This is a genomic window from Amycolatopsis speibonae (assembly GCF_042647925.1).
Taxonomy (GTDB): domain Bacteria; phylum Actinomycetota; class Actinomycetes; order Mycobacteriales; family Pseudonocardiaceae; genus Amycolatopsis; species Amycolatopsis speibonae.
On record NZ_JBHRWK010000026.1, the window covers coordinates 62690 to 80982 of the forward strand.

At 69.6% G+C, this 18293-nt stretch carries 19 protein-coding genes; 11 read left to right on the top strand and 8 right to left on the bottom strand.

Going from position 1 to position 18293, the window contains the following annotated elements; all coding sequences use genetic code 11:
- Positions 1 to 10 precede the first annotated feature (10 nt).
- Together ACFOSH_RS20060 and ACFOSH_RS20065 are read left to right on the top strand one after the other, a co-directional pair.
- Positions 11 to 970: an ROK family protein gene (locus ACFOSH_RS20060; protein ID WP_378240545.1), complete on the top strand. Its 960-nt coding sequence runs from the start codon at positions 11 to 13 to the stop codon at positions 968 to 970.
- Between the two features lie 4 nt (positions 971 to 974).
- Positions 975 to 1844: an NUDIX domain-containing protein gene (locus tag ACFOSH_RS20065; RefSeq protein ID WP_378240515.1), complete on the top strand. Its 870-nt coding sequence runs from the start codon at positions 975 to 977 to the stop codon at positions 1842 to 1844.
- Between the two features lie 62 nt (positions 1845 to 1906).
- Here ACFOSH_RS20065 and ACFOSH_RS20070 read toward each other — a convergent pair whose 3' ends face one another.
- Genes ACFOSH_RS20070 through ACFOSH_RS20080 form a run of 3 tightly spaced genes read right to left on the bottom strand, consistent with a single transcriptional unit; the run spans position 1907 to position 4355 of the window.
- Complete coding sequence (locus tag ACFOSH_RS20070) at positions 1907 to 3049, bottom strand: glutamate--cysteine ligase (protein WP_378240516.1); 1143 nt, start codon at positions 3047 to 3049, stop codon at positions 1907 to 1909.
- A gap of 20 nt (positions 3050 to 3069) precedes the next feature.
- Positions 3070 to 3588, bottom strand: a complete 519-nt coding sequence (locus tag ACFOSH_RS20075) for a hypothetical protein (RefSeq protein ID WP_378240517.1) — start codon at positions 3586 to 3588, stop codon at positions 3070 to 3072.
- Positions 3585 to 4355: an alpha/beta hydrolase gene (locus tag ACFOSH_RS20080; RefSeq protein WP_378240518.1), complete on the bottom strand. Its 771-nt coding sequence runs from the start codon at positions 4353 to 4355 to the stop codon at positions 3585 to 3587. Before ACFOSH_RS20080 ends, ACFOSH_RS20075 begins: the two co-directional genes overlap by 4 nt.
- Before the next feature lie 214 nt (positions 4356 to 4569).
- Here ACFOSH_RS20080 and ACFOSH_RS20085 point away from each other — a divergent pair, with 214 nt between their 5' ends.
- Both ACFOSH_RS20085 and ACFOSH_RS20090 read left to right on the top strand, forming a co-directional pair.
- Complete coding sequence (locus ACFOSH_RS20085) at positions 4570 to 5331, top strand: lysophospholipid acyltransferase family protein (RefSeq protein ID WP_076154653.1); 762 nt, start codon at positions 4570 to 4572, stop codon at positions 5329 to 5331.
- A gap of 20 nt (positions 5332 to 5351) precedes the next feature.
- Positions 5352 to 5837 carry a polyadenylate-specific 3'-exoribonuclease AS gene (locus ACFOSH_RS20090; RefSeq protein ID WP_378240519.1) on the top strand — a complete coding sequence of 162 codons (486 nt, stop codon included), beginning with the start codon at positions 5352 to 5354 and terminating at the stop codon, positions 5835 to 5837.
- A 151-nt stretch (positions 5838 to 5988) separates the two neighbouring features.
- Here ACFOSH_RS20090 and ACFOSH_RS20095 read toward each other — a convergent pair whose 3' ends face one another.
- Entirely contained in the window at positions 5989 to 7065 is a 1077-nt protein-coding gene (locus tag ACFOSH_RS20095; RefSeq protein ID WP_378240520.1) for a 3-deoxy-7-phosphoheptulonate synthase, read from the bottom strand.
- Between the two features lie 286 nt (positions 7066 to 7351).
- Here ACFOSH_RS20095 and ACFOSH_RS20100 point away from each other — a divergent pair, with 286 nt between their 5' ends.
- Entirely contained in the window at positions 7352 to 8377 is a 1026-nt protein-coding gene (locus ACFOSH_RS20100; RefSeq protein ID WP_378240521.1) for a 6-phosphofructokinase, read from the top strand.
- A 133-nt stretch (positions 8378 to 8510) separates the two neighbouring features.
- Positions 8511 to 10028, top strand: a complete 1518-nt coding sequence (locus tag ACFOSH_RS20105; protein WP_378240522.1) for an amidohydrolase family protein — start codon at positions 8511 to 8513, stop codon at positions 10026 to 10028.
- Here ACFOSH_RS20105 and ACFOSH_RS20110 read toward each other — a convergent pair whose 3' ends face one another.
- From ACFOSH_RS20110 to ACFOSH_RS20120, 3 genes are all read right to left on the bottom strand, one after another.
- Positions 10029 to 10466 (bottom strand): VOC family protein, encoded by a 438-nt coding sequence (locus ACFOSH_RS20110; protein ID WP_378240523.1) that lies wholly within the window; start codon positions 10464 to 10466, stop codon positions 10029 to 10031.
- Between the two features lie 124 nt (positions 10467 to 10590).
- Positions 10591 to 12033, bottom strand: a complete 1443-nt coding sequence (locus ACFOSH_RS20115) for an aromatic amino acid ammonia-lyase (protein WP_378240524.1) — start codon at positions 12031 to 12033, stop codon at positions 10591 to 10593.
- A 38-nt stretch (positions 12034 to 12071) separates the two neighbouring features.
- Positions 12072 to 12542 (bottom strand): group II truncated hemoglobin, encoded by a 471-nt coding sequence (locus ACFOSH_RS20120; RefSeq protein WP_378240546.1) that lies wholly within the window; start codon positions 12540 to 12542, stop codon positions 12072 to 12074.
- Between the two features lie 103 nt (positions 12543 to 12645).
- On the opposite strand from ACFOSH_RS20120, the gene ACFOSH_RS20125 reads away from it, so the two are divergent.
- Positions 12646 to 12981, top strand: a complete 336-nt coding sequence (locus ACFOSH_RS20125; RefSeq protein WP_378240525.1) for a winged helix-turn-helix transcriptional regulator — start codon at positions 12646 to 12648, stop codon at positions 12979 to 12981.
- An 8-nt stretch (positions 12982 to 12989) separates the two neighbouring features.
- Here the strand turns inward: ACFOSH_RS20125 and ACFOSH_RS20130 are convergent, their stop codons facing one another.
- Positions 12990 to 13301, bottom strand: coding sequence for an ArsR/SmtB family transcription factor (locus ACFOSH_RS20130; protein ID WP_378240526.1), 312 nt, complete (start codon positions 13299 to 13301; stop codon positions 12990 to 12992).
- 164 nt (positions 13302 to 13465) lie between these two features.
- Between ACFOSH_RS20130 and ACFOSH_RS20135 the strand changes: the two genes are divergently transcribed.
- From ACFOSH_RS20135 to ACFOSH_RS20150, 4 genes are all read left to right on the top strand, one after another.
- Complete coding sequence (locus ACFOSH_RS20135; RefSeq protein WP_378240528.1) at positions 13466 to 14686, top strand: glycoside hydrolase family 18 protein; 1221 nt, start codon at positions 13466 to 13468, stop codon at positions 14684 to 14686.
- 100 nt (positions 14687 to 14786) lie between these two features.
- Complete coding sequence (locus tag ACFOSH_RS20140) at positions 14787 to 15452, top strand: DUF2461 domain-containing protein (RefSeq protein WP_378240529.1); 666 nt, start codon at positions 14787 to 14789, stop codon at positions 15450 to 15452.
- A 109-nt stretch (positions 15453 to 15561) separates the two neighbouring features.
- Positions 15562 to 16986, top strand: a complete 1425-nt coding sequence (gene pyk, locus ACFOSH_RS20145) for a pyruvate kinase (RefSeq protein WP_378240531.1) — start codon at positions 15562 to 15564, stop codon at positions 16984 to 16986.
- Positions 16987 to 17151: 165 nt separating this feature from the next.
- Positions 17152 to 18051: an acyl-CoA thioesterase gene (locus ACFOSH_RS20150; RefSeq protein WP_378240532.1), complete on the top strand. Its 900-nt coding sequence runs from the start codon at positions 17152 to 17154 to the stop codon at positions 18049 to 18051.
- The last annotated feature ends 242 nt before the right edge of the window (positions 18052 to 18293 follow it).

An 18293-nucleotide genomic window follows, 5' to 3' on the forward strand; every position in this document is an offset into this window, starting at 1 on the left:
GACGGTAGGGGTGGACGTCGGGGGCACGAGTGTGCGCGCCGGCGTGGTGGACGAGCACGGCTCGCTGATGGACACCGCCAGGGTCGGTACCCCTGGCGAAGAGGACGCGCTCGAAGACGCCATCGCAGGCGTCATCGAAGACCTTCGCGACCGGCACGACGTCTCCGGGGTCGGCCTCGCCGTCGCCGGGTTCGTCGCCAAGGACCGGCGGACGGTGATGTTCGCGCCGCATCTGTCGTGGCGTGCAGCGCCGGTCGCCGAACGGATCGAGAAGCGCGTCGGCCTCCCGGTCACCCTCGAACACGACGCCAACGCCGCCGCCGTCGGCGAGTTCCGGTTCGGCGCGGCGCGAGGCGCCCACGTCGCCGCGCTGGTCGCGCTCGGCACCGGGATCGGCGCGGGCCTGCTGCTCGACGGCAAGATCTACCGGGGCGCGCACGGCGTCGCGCCGGAACTCGGGCATCTGACCGTCGTCCCCGGCGGGCGGGCCTGCCCGTGCGGGAAGTACGGCTGCTGGGAGCGCTACTGCAGCGGGACGGCGCTGGCCGCGACGGCGGTGGAGCTGCTCGCGCGGCATCCTGGCCGCTCGACCGTGCTGGCGCGCGAGACCAGGGGAGACCCCGGTTCGGTGACCGGGCGCCGGGTCGCCGGTGCGGCCCGCGACGGCGACCCGATCGCCCAGCGCGCGATGGCCGAGCTGGCGAAGTGGCTGGCCGAGGGGCTGGCGCTGGTCGCCGACGTCTTCGACCCCGAGATCATCGTGATCGGCGGCGGGGTGTCCGAATCGGCCCCGCTGTTCCTCGACGAGGCGCGCGAGCATTACGCGGGCAAGATCACCGGCGCCGGGCACCGGCCGCTGGCCCGGATCCGCACCGCGCACCACGGGGACGACACCGCCATCGTCGGCGCCGCGGCACTCGCCGTCGACGCGGCGAAGGCTCCCGGCGCCGAGGTCGGTGTGACAGGCTGAAGCCGTGACCCGGCAAGACGGCAACGGCTTCGTGAAGTGCGACTTCGGGCATCTTCACTGGGGCCTGAACGGCGCCGCCGGGTTGCTGCTGTCCGACCCCGCACGCGGGGTGCTCCTGCAGCGGCGTGCCTGGTGGGTCCACCATGGACGCACCTGGGCGCTGCCCGGGGGCGCCGTCGAGGCGGGGGAGAGCGCGCGGGAGGCCGCCACCCGCGAGGCGCACGAAGAGGCCGACATCCCGCCCGCGCGGGTCCGCCCGCTGTCGGCGTCGCATGTCGATCACGGGAACTGGCGCTACACCACGATCCTGGCCGCGCCGATCGGCACGCTTTCGGCCAGGGTGAAGAGCGCGGAGAGCGCGGAACTGCGCTGGGTCGACGCGGGAGAGGTCGCGGACTTCCGGTTGCACCGGGACTTCGCGGTGGCCTGGCCGGGATTGAGGGAGCACTTGGATCGCAGGCTGGTACTGGTGGTCGACGGCGCGAACGTCGTCGGATCGCGGCCGGACGGCTGGTGGCGCGATCGGCGCGGCGCCGCGGAACGGTTGCGGGACAAGCTCGCGACCCTGGCCGGGACCGGGTTCGCCGATGCGGCGCTCCCCGGCGGCGGGGAGTGGTCGTGGTGGCCGACGATCGTGCTGGTCGTCGAGGGCAAGGCGCGGGGTGTCGCGGGTGTGCACGGTGTCGAGGTCGTCGAGGCGGAGGGTGAAGGCGACGACAAGATCGTCGCGGTGGCGCGCGAGGCCCGTATCGAAGGACCGGACGACCACGTCGTCGTGGTGACGGCCGATCGCGAACTGCGCTCCCGCGTCGAGGCCGTGGGCGCTTCGACCTTCGGCCCCGGCACCCTCCTGGGGCACCTCGACCGCATTTAGTCCTCTGGATGCTGTTCTTGCGTGGGGCAACTACCGCATTCAGAGGACGAAACGCGAAGGGGTCAGGGGCGCGGGATCGTCCCGTCCCGCATCTCCGCGATGAGCGAAGCGACGACGGCGCGAAGGCTGCCGTTGTACTGCTTCGCCACCGCCCGCTGACGCAGGTAGCTGGGCCCGTAGCGCAGGATCGTCTCCACCGACCGCAGTTCGTCGGCGCAGTCCAGGCGCCGGGCCACCGGTTCGAGCCGGTTCAGCAGGTCGTAGGTGTCTTCGGTGACGAGCCGCTCGTTGCCCGCCGCGTCGAGGATGACGATCGCGTCGACGCCGTAGCGCGCCGCTCGCCACTTGTTCTCCTGGACGTGCCACGGCGGCAGCGTCGGCAGGATCTCGCCGTCGTCGAGGCGGGCGCTGAAGTCGTCGACCAGGCATTGGGTCAGCGCGGAGATCGCGCCGACCTCCTCCAGCGTCGGCAGCCCGTCGCAGACGCGCATCTCGATCGTCCCGAAGTGCGGGGCGGGCCGGACGTCCCAGCGGATCTCGGAGAAGTGGTCGATCACGCCCGTGGTGAACATGTCGTCGACGTAGCTCTCCAGCTCCTCCCATTTCCGGAACTGGAACGGCAGCCCGGCCGTCGGCAGCTGCTGGAACATCAGCGCGCGGTTCGACGCGTACCCGGTGTCCTCGGCGCCCCAGTACGGCGAAGACGCTGAAAGCGCCTGCAGATGCGGCGCGTAGTTGAGCAGCGCGTCCAGGATCGGCAGGGCCTTGTCGCGGTGGTCGAGGCCGACGTGCACGTGGACGCCGTAGATCAGCATCTGCCGTCCCCACCACTGGGTCCGGTCGATGAGCTTGGCGTACCGCTCCTTGTCGGTGACCTTCTGCTGGTACCACGTCGAGAACGGATGCGACCCGGCCGAGAACAGCTCCACGCCCAGCGGGTCGAGCACCGAATGCACGGCGTCGAGCGAGGTGTCGAGATCGGCCTTGACCTCGGCGATCGTGTCGCAGATCCCGCTGATCACCTCGATGGTGTTGAGCAGCAGCTCCTGTTTGATCTTCGGGTGCTCCTCCTCGCCGTCGGGCCGGACGGCGTCGAGCACCTCTTCCGCGACGGACGAGAGTTCACCGGTCCGCCGGTCGACGAGGGCGAGTTCCCATTCCGCGCCGACCGTCGACCGGCGCGAGGGAGTGAAGTCGATCTTCATGTTCGGGATTGTCCGGTAGTTCAGACCTGGGCGCCGTTGTGCGGATCCGCGCCGGGCGGCGGCCCCTGGCGCACCCGCAGCAGGAGCAGGGCTATCGCGGTCGCGAGGGCGAGGATGCCGAGCGGCGTGCCGAGCCGGGTGCCCATGCCGATCAGGGTGGGCGCGATCAGGAGCAGCAGGCCGAGCAGGAAGAAGAGCAGGACGACGAAAGCGCCCTTGCGCGGCCGCGGCAGCGGAGGCGGCTCGGGCGGCACGAAGTGGCCCTCGTCGTCTCCGGATGCGGGGTCGTCGTCGAAGAGGGTCTTGTCCCAGCTGGTGCCGCCGCCTCGCCAGCCCGGTTCGGGCTCGGCCTCCGGTGTCTCGGGCCGGGTCGTCTTCTCCGAAGAATTCTCGGCCTTCTCCGCCTTTTCGACGGACTTCCCGGCGGGTTTCTCCAGGTCCTCTTCGGGGAACAGCCCGACGCCCTCCGCACGGAGGTCGGCCACGATCTCGGCGAACGTCGCGTCGACGTCCTCCGGCCCGTCCTTGCCTCTGCTCATCCGGCGTCCACCTGTCCCGCCCGGCGCACGGACCGGGCGAAGTCCACCGTACGCGTGAAGATCAGGCCTGCGTCGTGGTCTTGCGTGGCGACGTGGAAACTGTTCTCCAGCACCACCTCGGTGACGTCTTCGCTGCCGATCCCGTCGAGGATCACCCGGGAGTTGACCGGCTCCACGATGTGGTCGACGGCCGAGTGGAGCAGCAGCACGGGCTGGGTCACCTTGGCAAGATCCGCGCGGGTGAGCTTCCACAGCTTCGCCAGGCTCGCCGCGGCGCGCACGGGCGTCCGTGAGTAGGCCAACTCGGTCACGCCCGGCTTCGCGATGTCGTTGGCCACGCCCGGCACCGAGGGCAGGACCTTCGACAGCACGGGCAGCAGCTTGGCGTCCCACCGCAGGGTCAGGACCGACGGGTTCACCAGCACGATGCCGGCGATCCGGTCACCGAACTCCTCGGCGAGCCGCAGGGTCAGTGTCCCGCCCATCGACATCCCGGCGACGAACACCGAGTCGCACGTCGACAGGAGCGCCAGCAGCTCTTCGCGGACCGCGCCGTACCAGTCCTCCCAGCCTGTCCGGTTCATGTCCTGCCACCTGGTCCCGTGCCCGGGGAGCAACGGGCAGCGCACCGTGTAACCGGCCTCGGCCAGATGGTCGCCCCACGGCCGCATACTCGCGGGGGTGCCGGTGAACCCGTGGCACAGCAGGAACCCTGCTTCGGTCGAACCGGTGTGAGCGAACGGTTCCGCGCCGGCGAGGACGGCCATGCGATCGCCTTCCGTGAGAGCTGGGTAGGTCTACTATGTTCGCACGACCGGAGCGGCTTGTGGGCCCCCGGCCACTGCCGGAATCGGGCCGGATCGGGTGTGAGATCCGTCGCTGGGTGCGGGTAACCGGGTGGACTTCGTTGTGCCGGGGGTGCGCGATTCGTAGTCTTGACCATCGGGCACAGGGGTTGAGCTGCTAGGAGGAGTTTTCGCAGTGCTGTACTGGCTCATGAAACACGTGTTTATCGGGCCACTGCTCAAGGCGCTGTGGCCTACCAAGGTGGTCGGCGCGGAGAACATCCCCGACGACGGCGGCGTGATCCTCGCGGGCAACCACCTGGCGGTGGCCGATTCCTTCTTCATGCCGCTGCGGGTCAAGCGCAAGGTGACCTTCCCGGCCAAATCTGAGTATTTCACCGAGAAGGGCCTCAAGGGCCTGCTGAAGAAGTGGTTCTTCACCGGCGTCGGCCAGTTCCCGATCGACCGCTCCGGCGGCAACGCGGCGCAGGCCGCGCTCGACACCGCGACCCGACTGGTCCGCGAAGGGCATCTCCTCGGCATCTACCCCGAGGGCACCCGCTCCCCGGACGGCCGCCTGTACAAGGGCAAGACCGGTGTCGCGCGGATCGCGCTCGACTCCGGCGGCCTGGTGGTCCCGGTGGCCATGGTCGGCACCGACAAGGTGAACCCGATCGGCTCGAAGATGTGGTGGCCGCGCCGCCTCGAGATCCGGTTCGGCAAGCCGCTCGACTTCTCGCGCTACGAGGGCCTCGCCGGTGACCGCTTCATCGAGCGGTCCATCACCGACGAGATCATGTACGCGCTCATGGAGCTCTCGGGCCAGGAGTACGTCGACATCTACGCCGCCAAGGCGAAGGAACTGCTCGCCGCCGAAGAGGCGGGAATCCGCCCGAAGGTGCCCGCGCAGCCGTCCGCCCAGGACGTCGCCCGTATCCCGGACACCAAGGTCGGCTGAGGCACCACTAGGGTTCTCCGGTGCGCTTTTTCTACGACACCGAATTCATTGAGGACGGCGTGACCATCGATCTGGTGTCGATCGGTGTCGTGGACGAAAGAGGCCGCGAGTTCTACGCGGTCTCGACTGATTTCGACCCCGGTAAGGCCGGTCCCTGGGTGCGCGACAACGTGCTCCCGAAACTCCCGTCGCCCGCCGACCCGGCGTGGCGCAGCCGCGAGAAGATCCGCACGGATCTGCTCGAGTTCTTCGGTAAGCCGCCCGGCGGGATCGAACTGTGGGCCTGGTTCGCCGCCTACGACCACGTCGCGCTGGCTCAGCTGTGGGGGCCGATGCCCGCGCTGCCGCGCCAGCTGCCGCGGTTCACGCGTGACCTGCGGCAACGCTGGGAGGACGCGGGCAAGCCGAAGCTTCCCGCGGCCCCGGACGACCAGCACGACGCGCTGGCGGACGCGCGGCACAACTTCCAGCGGTGGGGAATCATCGAGTCCTACTGGCGGCACTAGTCTGTCGGGCGCTGAAGTCTCCGTCGGGCGCAGGGCGCCCTTGGGGAGACCGTGTGGGGGCTCTCCGCGTGTCATGAAAGGGTCGTTCAGGACATTTTTCGTCCTGAACGACCCTTTCATGACATCTGCGAAGCGAAGCCCGCCCCTGCGCTCAGCGGCGTGACTTGACCGCCTCGGCGAGGGTGTCCAGCAGGTCCGCCGTCGTCTCCCAGCCCAGGCAGGCGTCCGTGATCGACTGCCCGTAGGTCAGCGAAGCCGCCGAGCCCAGCGTCAGGTCCTGGCGCCCCGCCACCAGGAAGCTCTCCAGCATCAGCCCCGCGATGCCCCGCTCACCGGCACCGATCCGCCCGGCGAGTTCCCGCACGACCGAAGCCTGGCGCACGTGGTCCTTCGCGCTGTTGCCGTGGCTCGCGTCGATGATCACGCGCTCCGGCAGCCCCGACTTCGCCAGCCGCGCCAGGGTGTCGGCCACCGTCGCGGGGTCGTAGTTCGGGCCGGCGGAGCTGCCGCGCAGGATCACGTGGCAGTCCTCGTTCCCCGCGGTGGTGATCAGCGCGGCGAGCCCGTCGGGGTTGATGCCGGCGAACACGTGGCTCGCGCCGGCCGCGCGGGTGGCGTCGACGGCCACCTGGACGTCGCCCTCGGTCGAGTTCTTGATCCCCACCGGCATCGACAGCGCGCTGCACAGCTGCCGGTGCACCTGGCTCGCCGCGGTTCGCGCGCCGATGGAACCCCAGGTCACGGTGTCGGAGATGAACTGCGGGGTGATCGGGTCGAGGAATTCGCAGCCGACCGGGAGGCCGAGCGCGGAGATGTCGAGCAGCAGTTTGCGCGCCATCCGGAGGCCGTGGTTGACCTCGTAGGTGCCGTCGAGGCCCGGGTCGTTGATCAGGCCCTTCCAGCCGAGCGTGGTCCGCGGCTTCTCGAAGTAGACGCGCATGACGATGTGCAGGTCGCGGTGGTGTTCTTCGGCCTTGGCGGCGAGGCGGCGGGCGTAGTCGAGCGCGGCGTCCGCGTCGTGCACCGAGCAGGGCCCGACGACGACGAGGAGCCGGTCGTCCCGGCCGTCGAGGATGTCGACGGCCGAGGCCCGCCCGGCTAGGACGGTATCGGCGGTTTCCGCCGTCATCGGATGTTCGTGCCGCAACATCGCGGGCGACAGCAGCGGGTTGATGGCCGCCGTGCGGTGCCCGTCGAGGGCGATCAGGGTGTCAGCGGAGGGAGACATCGCGGGTCTGGTTCCTTTCGAAAGGGATACCGACCCGCGGGAACTCGCCGAGCCGGTGTGATTCCGGCTCGGGGTGGTCTGGTCAGCGCAGGTTCACGCCGCCGTGCCCACCCGGGGCCGGCTTCGTAAACCAGAAATAGCGCTGCACGTCGCCAAGCTAGCACATCGCCTCACGTGTACCGATTCCCGAGGTGGTCCGCCCTGCACCGATCCAGAGAACTGCCGCTACGCTGGCGTCGGGACATGTGACTGTCATCTCTACGGAACACAAAGACGGAGGCTTCTGATGCGTGTCGGTGTGCTGACCGGCGGTGGGGACTGCCCGGGGCTCAACGCGGTGATCCGCGGTGTGGTGCGCAAGGGCATCGAGGTGCACGGCTGGGACATCGTCGGGTTCCGCAACGGCTGGAACGGTCCCCTCACCGGGGACAGCCGCCCGCTCGGGCTGAACGACGTCGAGGACATCCTCACCCGCGGTGGCACGATCCTGCGTTCGTCGCGGACCAACCCGTACAAGGTCGACGGCGGCGTCGACAAGATCAAGGCCGTGCTCGCCGAGCAGCAGGTCGACGCGCTGATCGCGATCGGCGGCGAAGACACCCTCGGTGTCGCGAAGCGGCTCACGGACGACGGCATCGGCGTCGTCGGGGTGCCCAAGACGATCGACAACGACCTCGGCGCCACCGACTACACCTTCGGCTTCGACACGGCCGTCTCGATCGCCACCGAGGCGATCGACAGGCTGCACACGACGGCCGAGTCGCACCACCGCGCCCTGGTCGTCGAGGTCATGGGGCGGCACGCGGGCTGGATCGCGCTGCACTCCGGCCTCGCCGGCGGCGCGAGCGTGATCCTGGTGCCGGAGCGGCACTTCAACGTCGACCAGGTCGTTTCGTGGGTCGAGCGCCGCTTCGAGAAGGAGTACGCGCCGATCATCGTGGTCGCCGAGGGCGCGCTGCCCGAGGGCGGCGAGGAAAGGCTGCTGACCGGCGAGAAGGACGCCTTCGGGCACGTCCGGCTCGGCGGCATCGGCACCTGGCTGGCCGACGAGATCGCCGCCCGTACCGGCAAGGAGTCCCGTGCGGTCGTGCTCGGGCACGTCCAGCGCGGCGGCACCCCGACCGCGTACGACCGCGTGCTCGCCACCCGGTTCGGTCTCAACGCGGTCGACGCCGTGGCCGACGGCGACTTCGGCGTGATGGTGGCGTTGCGGGGCACGGACATCGTCCGCGTCAAGCTCTCCGAGGCGACCGCCGAACTGAAGACCGTCCCGGCGGAGCGGTACGAAGAGGCCGAGGTCTTCTTCGGCTGAGCCGCGTTTCAGGAGAAGGCCCCTTACTTTGTGCTGAGCTCGGGTAAGGGGCCTTCGCTTTCCTTGCGGCCCCGCCCTCGCGGCGAGTTGAATCGGCCACCCGGGGGGACTGGGTGGAAGGGCGGGGGTTCTCATGGCGGGAGCGGGATCGAGCAGGCGCGAGTTCCTGAGATGGCTGGCCGCGAGCGGGACCGGGGTGGCGCTCGCCGGGCTGCTGCCCGGTACGGCCGCCGCGGCCACGGGCGAGATCGTCGTCATCGCCCATGTCACGCTGATCGACGGCACGGGTTCGGCGCCGCGACGCGACGTGTCGGTCGTGCTCGTCGGCGACCGGATCGCCTGGGTCGGCGGCTCCGGTCAGGTCCCGGAAACCGGGGGCGCGCGGGTGATCGACGGCCGCGGCAAGTACCTCATCCCGGGCCTCTGGGACATGCACACCCACGGCGCGGACCTCGAAGAGATCGTCCCGCCGCTGCACCTGGCCCACGGCGTCACGGGCGCCCGCGAGATGTGGGGCTACGCGGAGAACCGCGTGACCAGGGACAAGATCGAGCGCGGTGAACTGCTCGGACCGCGCATCGTGCTGGGGAGCGGGATCGTCGACGGGCCGGTCACGCTCCTGAGCCCGCCGCCGCTCCAGGTGTCGACCGAAGCAGAGGCGCGCGCCGTCGTCCGCGCGGAGGCGGAAGCGGGCGCCGAATTCGTCAAGGTCTACTCGTACCTCGGTCCCGAGGCGCTGCGCGCGGTCGCGGACGAGACCCGTGACCGGGGGCTGCGGTTCTCCGGGCACTGGCCGTACAAGGTTTCCCACTTCGAGGCGAGCGACCTCGGCCAGCACAGCTTCGAGCACTTCTTCGGCGTCTCGGTCCATTGCTCCTCGCGGCGCGACGAGATCCTCGCCAGGCTGAAAGCGACGCCCTTCGACCCCGCGGCGCCGCGGGCCTTCTTCAACCTGGCGCGGCAACTGGAATTCGAGTCGGTCTCGACCTACAGCCCCGGCGCCGCCCGGGCCTACTTCGGCAGGCTGCGGCGCAACGGCACCTGGCATTCACCGACCCTCACGATCAACCGGGTCGTCACGCAGCCCGCCGAGACCCACAAGAAGGACGCGCGGCTGAAATACCTGCCAGCCGACATCCGGGAGAGCTGGGTCGTGGGCATCGAGCGGTTCGCGCCGAAGACGCCGGCGGAGATCGTCCTGCAAGAGCGGTACTACCAGGAGACGCTGCGGCTGGTCGGGGTCGCGCACGAAGCGGGTGTCGGGATCGTCGGCGGCACCGACTGCCTCAACCCGTACACCTTCCCCGGCAGCGGGCTGCACGAGGAGCTCGCCTTCCTGGTCGAGGCCGGGCTCTCGCCGGTGCACGCGCTGAAGACCGTCACGGGCGACGCGGCGAAGTTCCTCGGCAGGGAAGCGACGTCGGGCACGATCGCGGCGGGGAAGGAGGCGGACCTCGTGCTGCTGGACGCGAACCCGGCCGCCGACATCCGCAACGTCACGAAGATCGACCTGGTGATCACCCGCGGCCGCGTCCTCGACAAGACGGCGCGACGCCGGATGCTCGACGCCGTCGAAACCGCCGCGAACCGGCCCGCGCCGGCGACGGACGCCCGGCTCCGGTCCCTCGCCCGCCGGGGCTGTTGTTGCTGATCAGCCGAGCTTCTCGGCGAGTTCGATGATGATCCCGTCGGGGCCGCGGAGGTAGCAGAGCCGGAAGCTGCCTTCGTAGTCCACGACCTCGCCCACGAGTTCGGCGCCGTGCGGCCGCACGCGGTCGAGGACGGCCTCGACGTCGTCGACCTGGAAGGCGAGGTGGCGCAGGCCCAGGGTGTTGGCCGGAGCGTGCGAGTCGCCGGGGTGGGCCTCGGGCGCGAGGTACTGGATGAGTTCGAGGCATCCTTGACCACCGGGGACGCGCACCATCGCGACCTCCGACTTGGCCTTGTCGACCGCGGTGATGCGGTCCGCCAGTTCGCTCTCCATCGTCATCCGGCCCTCGAGTTCGAGACCGAAATCGACGAAGAACGCGATGGCGGCCGTGAGGTCGCTGACGATGACGCCGACGTGGTCCATCCGCTGGATGCTCATGCTGATCTCCTCGCTGTGGGTGCTTCCGGCCCAGGGACGAAGCCGCGTCGCCGTTTTCGACATCCTTCCCGCATTTAGTCCTCTGAATGCGGTAGTTGCCCGCGCAAGGACCGCATCGAGAGGACTAAATACGGGCGAGGGTGTCCAGGAGCGACCCGGCGCGCGCGATGTCCTCGGTGAGCGGCCGGTCTTCGACGCTCGGGTCGAGCACGGCCGCGGCGGTCTCGTAAGCGTCCCGCGCGGGCAGGGCGACGAGTTCGGCCTTCCGCATCCGCAGCGCCCGGACGGCCGCGACCAGTTCGCACGCCAGCACCTGCTGATACGCCGCCCCCGCCGCGGTCGCCGCCCGCGCGGCCTGCGTGGAGAAGCTCGCGTGGTCCTCGATCCCGCGTGAGACGACGGCGGTGCCCAGCGTCGCCGGGAGCGCGGCCTGCCGCAGTTCGGTGAGCGCGTCGTGGGCGACGTACTCCAGGATCATCACGCCCGAACTGCCCGACGGCCCGGCCGCGAGGAACGGCCGCAGCCCGGTGAACTCCGGTTCCACCAGGTCGCCCAGCCGCGCCACCGACAGCTCGGCGACCTGGTGGACGGTCGCGCGCACCTGGTCGAGCGCGGTCGAGACGTACGCGGTGTGGAAATGCGCGTGGTGGTAGGCGTCCTGGTGCGCCGTCGAGATCATCGGGTTCTCGGTGCTGGCGTTGATCTCCACCGCGAGCACGTCGCGCAGGTAGTGGATCGCGTCCAGCGCGGGCCCCTGCACCTGCGGGAACGCGCGAAGCCCGAACGGGTCCTGGATCCGCCTGCCGGGTTTGGGCGTGCCCTCCATCCCGAGCAGCCGCCGCATCTCCGCCGCGCAGGCGACCTGCCCGGCGTGCGGACGCGCCTCGTGCACCGGGGTCGCGTACGCCTCCGGGTTCCCGTCGAGCGCGATGTAGGTCAGCGCCGCGACGACGTGACTCGCCCGCGTCAGCGTGTCGAGCCGCATCGCCGCGAGAGTCGCTTCGGCCAGCGTCGCGGCGTTGCTGCTCATGAACGCGAGCGCGTCACCGGCCTGCACCGGCACCGGTGGCACCTCGCCCGAGAGCCACGGCCGTTCGCCGGTCAGGGCGAGCGCGGTTTCGGCGAGCGGCGCGAGGTCGCCGGTGCCGATCGCGCCGAGCCGGTGCACCAGCGGCAGCGCCCCGGTCCGCACCGCGGTGGCCAGCGCCCCGATCAGCTCGGGGCTGAGCCCGGCGCGGCCCGCCAGCAGCTGGTTGAGGCGGATCAGCATCATCGCCCTGGTCTGGCCGGGCGACATGACGTCGCCGCTGCCGCCCGCGTGACTGCGCAGCAACCGCAGGCCGTGATCGGGCGACTCGCCCTCGCCGACCGGGTCCTCCTTGTTGGCGCCGACGCCGGTGGTGCGGCCGTAGACGATCCGGCGCGTGCTCAGCTCCTCGGCGAGTTTCCACGCGCTTTCGGCGCCGCGCAGCGCGGCGATCGAGACGTCAATGCCCAGCGGTCCCTCGGTGGCCGCGGCGGTCACGACGTCCGCGCAGCGCAGGGTCCGGCCGTCCATCCGGATCACGGCGGCCTCCTTTCACGACCGCTCCACTATGGACGCCGTCAGTCGGACGGCGGCTGCCAGGGCGGCCGGTTGCCCCAGCCCCACTTCGGCATCGGCTCTCCGACGGTGACCTCGCGGCCGGGCTGGGAGAACATCACCGCGAGCCGGCTGCCCCATTCGACGTACGCGGCGAACGCGGAGCGGAACTCGGGATCGGCCGGGAGCCCGGCCTCGTCGGCGGCGTCGAAGAGCAGGTTCACCCAGCGGCGGCGCTGCTCTTCGGTGATGGCCCTGCCGAGGTGCCGCCCGACCATGTGCCGGTGCCCGCCGTGGTCATGGCTGTAGGTCTCCGGGCCGCCGAACACCTCGGCTAGCCAGCTCGCGACGTGTTCGGGGTGGCCGGGGTCCATGTCGCGGAAGACCGGCTCCAGCAACGGGTCCTTCAGGACGTGCCCGTAGAAGACGGCGGTCAGCCGCCGCAGGGCGTCCAGCCCGCCCGCCCATTCGTACAACGTCGGCGTCTCGGTCACGTAATGTCCTCCCAGCGCGGTGATCCCCCGGTCAGGCAAGGCAACACCACCGCCCATCCGGCGGCAACCGCTTACTTTTCGGTGCGTGCCAACGGGAGTGGTGATGAAGCGGTACCGCTGCGCGGTCGAACTCGCCGTCGACGTCCTCGGCGGCAAGTGGAAGCCGGTGATCCTGTCGCATCTCAAGGAAGGTGTGCACCGGTACGGCGAACTGCGGCGCCGGATGCCGGACGTCAGCGAGAAGATGCTGACCCAGCACCTGCGCGAACTGGAGGCGGACGGCCTCGTGCTCCGCGAGAGTCTGGACGGCCGGGTGCCGCACGTCGAGTACCGGCTCACCGAGGACGGCGAGCGGTTACGCCCCGCACTCCAAGCGCTCTACGACTGGGGGACGCGGCGCGCCGCCGACACCGGCATCACGTTCGAACCGGTGACCTGAACCGGTACCTATTCACCAACTGGCTCGTCCAGGTGCTGTTCGAGGGCGTCGATCCGTCCCTCCCAGAACCGGCGGTACGGCGCGAGCCAGGCGTCTACCTCCGCGAGCGGCTCCGGGCGGAGCCGGTAGCAGCGGCGCTGAGCGGCGACGCGGACGGTGACCAGACCCGCCTCGCGTAGGACACGCAGGTGCTTCGATACGGCCGGTTGGCTCAGTTCGAGGACCTCGACCAGCTCGTTGACCGACCGTTCGCCGTCGCGGAGGAGGTCGAGGATGGTCCTCCGCCGCGGCTCGGCGAGGATCTCGAAAGTCTGCATCATCCGGGAAATGTGCCTCGTGCGGCATATTTCCGTCAAGGAATGTTCGAAAATGTCCATCCGAAAGTCTTGGTCTGAACCATTGACGGAGTGGTCTAGTCCACTTAACTTGTGCGTGTCACGCCGCAGTCCTTTCGTCACCGGTGGTGACGTCGAAGGGAGAACGCATGTCCCGTTTGAGCAGGCTCACCGCGATCGTGGGTGCCGCGGCCGTCGCGCTGGGCGCGCTGGCTGTCGCCGCACCGGCGCAGCAGGCGGCCGCCGAGCCCGAAGCGCAGGACGCCTCGGTCGGCAAGGTTCTCGGGTACTTCGCCGAATGGGGCGTCTACCAGCGGAACTACCATGTGAAGAACATCGAGACGTCGGGTTCGGCGAGCAAGCTGACCCATATCAACTACTCGTTCGGCAACGTGACGAACGGTGGCTGCGCCCTCGGTGACGCCGAAGCGGCGACCAGCAAGTTCTACGACGCCGCCGGCAGTGTCGACGGCGTCGCCGACAGCTGGGACAACGGCGCGCTGCGCGGGAACTTCAACCAGCTGAAGAAGCTCAAGGCCAAGCACCCGAACCTCAAGGTGCTGTGGTCCTTCGGCGGTTGGACCTGGTCCGGCGGCTTCGGCGAGGCGGCGAAGAACCCCGCCAAGTTCGCCGAGTCCTGCTACAACCTGGTCAACGACCCGCGCTGGGCCGGGGTCTTCGACGGCATCGACATCGACTGGGAGTACCCGAACGCCTGCGGACTCTCCTGTGACACCAGCGGTGCGGCCGCGATCAAGAACCTCGCGCAGGCCCTGCGGGAGAAGTTCGGCTCGAAGCTGGTCACCGCCGCGATCACCGCGGACGGCACCGACGGCGGCAAGATCGAAGCCGCGGACTACGGCGGCGCGTCGCAGTACTTCGACTGGTACAACGTCATGACCTACGACTACTTCGGCGCCTGGGCCGCGCAGGGCCCGACGGCCCCGCACTCGCCGCTGAACGACTACGCGGGCATCCCGACCGCCGGTTTCCACTCCGACGCGGCGATCCAGAAGCTGAAGAGCAAGGGTGTCGCGGCGGACAAGCTGCTGCTGGGCATCGGTTTCTACGGCCGCGGCTGGACCGGCGTCACCCAGGAGGCCCCGGGCGGCACCGCGACCGGTCCGGCGGCGGGCACCGAGCCGGGCATCCAGGACTACAAGGTCCTGAAGACCACCTGCCCGCCCACGGGCACCGTCGCGGGCACCGCCTACGCCAAGTGCGGCAGCGACTGGTGGAGCTACGACACGCCGGCGACCATCGGCGGGAAGGTCACCTACGCCAAGAACCAGGGTCTCGGCGGCGCCTTCTTCTGGGAGCTCTCCGGTGACACGGCCGACGGCGAGCTGATCACCGCTCTGGCCAAGTAAAGCCCTTCCGGGCGCGCGTGAAGGCCCCCTTCCCCTCGGCTCAGCCGAGGGAAGGGGGCCTTCACGCGCTTCTGTCGGTGCCGGGGATTACGGTCACCGCATGGGTTTCGAGGGTTTCGGCGAGTACGCCATCGACTTCTACGACGGTCTCGAGGCCGACAACTCCAAGTCCTACTGGGACGCGAACCTCGCCACCTACAAGGCCGACGTCCGGGCACCGATGGAGGCGCTGCTCGCGGAGCTGGTCCCGGAGTTCGGCGACGGTTTCGGCGAGGGCAAGGTCTTCCGCCCGTACCGCGACGTCCGGTTCGCCAAGGACAAGACGCCGTACAAGACCCATTGCGGCGCGGTGATCGAGCAGGGCCGCGGCGGCGGCGCGTACTACGTCGAGGTCGGCCCGGCCGGGTTGCGCGTCGGCGGCGGCTGCTTCCACTTCGAGTCCGATCAGCTCGCCCGCTTCCGCAAGGCCGTCGACACCGAACTGCGCGGCGCCGAGCTCGCCAAGCTCCTCGCGAAGCTGGAGAAAGCGGGCTGGGAGGTCAACGGGGACAGGCTCAAGTCGAAGCCGCGCGGATTCGCCGAGGACCACCCCCGCATCGACCTGCTGAGGTACCGCTCGGTGTACGCGGTCCGTGGCTGGGAGCCGGACGACGTCCTGCACGAACGCGGCGCGCTCGAGAGGGTGCGGAAGGCGTGGCGGCAGGTCCGCGCGTTCAACGAGTGGGCGCGGGATCGTGTCGGGCCGAGCGAGAAGCCGCGCCGATAACCGGCGAACCCGGTTCAGTGGTTGCCGTCGCCCAGGTCAACTGACACTTTTCTTGAACTTTCGGTATCGGTAAAGACGTAACACCGATGAGGGACTACGCTGTGCGAACGTGAGCCGACGCGCGAAGATCGTTTGTACCCTGGGCCCCGCGACCGCTACGCCGGAGAAGATGCGGCAACTCGTCGACGCCGGGATGGACGTCGCGAGGATGAACTTCAGCCACGGGACGCACAGCGACCACAAGCAGGTCTACGACCTCATTCGCACCGCCGCCGCCGAATCCGGCCGCGCGGTGGGCATCCTCGCCGACCTTCAGGGGCCGAAGATCCGTCTCGGCACCTTCGCGGGCGGTCCGGTCGAGTGGCACAACGGCGACATCGTGCGGATCACCGTCGAGGACGTCGCGGGCACGCACGACCGCGTCTCGACCACCTACAAGGGACTCGCCGACGACGCGAAGCCCGGCGACCGTCTCCTCGTGGACGACGGCAAGGTCGGCCTCGTGGTCAAGCAGGTCGAGGGCCCCGACGTCGTCTGCGAGGTCACCGAAGGCGGCCCCGTCAGCAACAACAAGGGTGTTTCCCTGCCGGGTATGGACGTCTCCGTGCCGGCGATGTCCGAAAAGGACATCGAAGACCTCGAGTTCGCGCTCGAACTCGGCGTGGACTTCATCGCGCTGTCGTTCGTCCGCTCGCCCGCCGACATCGACCTGGTCCACCAGGTGATGGACCGCGTGGGCAAGGGCCGCCTCCCGGTGGTCGCGAAGATCGAGAAGCCCGAAGCGGTCTACAACCTCGAAGCCATCGTGCTGGCCTTCGACGCGGTGATGATCGCCCGCGGCGACCTGGGTGTCGAACTCCCGCTGGAGCAGGTCCCGCTGGTGCAGAAGCGCACCATCCAGATCGCCCGCGAGAACGCGAAGCCGGTCATCGTCGCGACGCAGATGCTCGAGTCGATGATCAACAGCTCCCGCCCGACGCGCGCGGAGGCCTCGGACGTCGCCAACGCGGTGCTCGACGGCGCGGACGCCCTCATGCTCTCGGGCGAGACCAGCGTCGGCCGCTACGCCATCGAAGTCGTCGAGACCATGGGCCGGATCATCGAAGCCGTCGAGACCGACTCCCCGGTCGTGCCGCCGCTGTCGCACGTCCCGCGCACCAAGCGCGGCGTGATCTCCTACGCGGCCCGTGACATCGGCGAGCGGCTGAACGCCAAGGCGCTGGTCGCCTTCACCCAGTCCGGTGACACCGTCCGGCGGCTCGCGCGGCTGCACACGCGGCTGCCGCTGCTGGCCTTCACGCCGGAGGAGAGCGTCCGCAGCCAGCTCGCGATGACCTGGGGCACCACGACGCGGATCGTGCCGAAGGTGGGCTCGACCGACCAGATGATCCAGCAGGTCGACCACGCGATGCTCGAAATGGGCAAGTACGCCAAGGGTGACCTGGTGGTCATCGTCGCCGGCTCCCCGCCCGGGACCGTCGGCTCGACCAACCTCATCCGGGTGCACCGCCTCGGCGAGGACGACCACGCCTGACGCTGTCTCTCACCGGTCCCGCGACCGCTATGAAAGAGCCTTTCCTTGCGAAATTTGCAAGGAAAGGCTCTTTCATAGCGCGCGAGACGTCCCGAAGGTGGCCTTCGCGACAAACGCCCCGCCTCGCGCAGGCTCCCGGCACCCTTACGGCCTAAAGTTCAGGGCATGACTGAGATGGCCAGGGAAGCCGCGGCCGGTTTCGACAACGCCGGGGGAGTGGGCGGTCAGCCGGTGCTCGACAGGCTGGTCGCGCTGCTGGACTTGGAGAAGATCGAGGAGAACATCTTCCGCGGTGTCTCGCCGGCCCATTCGCCGGTGCGGGTGTTCGGCGGGCAGGTCGCGGGGCAGGCGCTGGTCGCCGCCGGCCGCACCGTGCCCAAGGAGCGGAGGGTCCACTCGCTGCACGCGTACTTCATCCGCGGCGGCGACCCGAGCGTCCCGATCGTCTACGAGGTCGATCGCATCCGCGACGGCCGCTCGTTCACCACCCGCCGCGTCGTGGGCATCCAGCACGGCAAGGCGATCTTCTCGCTGTCCGCGTCGTTCCAGAAGGACGAAGGCGGCATCGAGCACTCCGAGGGCATGCCGGACGTCCCGGATCCCGAGTCGCTCCCGACGCTGCAGGAGCGGGCCGAGGGCTACTTCATCGGTCATCACGACCGGCCGCGCCCGATCGACCTGCGGTACGTCAACGATCCGCCGTGGGTGACCCGGAAGTCCGGCGAGCTCCCCGCTCGCAACCAGGTCTGGATGCGGGCCGACGGCAAGCTCCCGGACCAGCAGCTGCTGCACGTCTGCGTCCTGACCTACGCCTCCGACATGACGCTCCTGGACTCTGTCCTCGCGCGCCACGGCGTCTACTGGGATCTCGACAAGGTGATCGGCGCGAGCCTCGACCACGCGCTCTGGTTCCACCGCCCGTTCCGGGCCGACGAGTGGTTCCTCTACGACAGCGCGTCGCCGACGGCGTCGGGCGCCCGCGGTCTGGCCACCGGCCGGTTCTTCGCCGCGGATGGAACGCACATCGCCACCGTCGTGCAAGAAGGCCTTCTTCGGGTGGTGTGAACGGTGACGTTCCGCATCCGAGAAGCGTCTCGCCCACTCTTTAGAGGGAATGGCGAAACGCAATAACATCTGGGATCAGAGCATTACGGAATGGCTGGGGATAAAGGGAGGGCCGGAACCGATCGGGGGACGGCTCCGGCCCTGCACCGGGGGTGAATCCGGCTTCGACGGGTATCCTTGCGGAAGCCCATCGGTGCAGCTCGCGGCCCCGCGCCCGTGCCGCGAGCGGATCCGCCACCGCC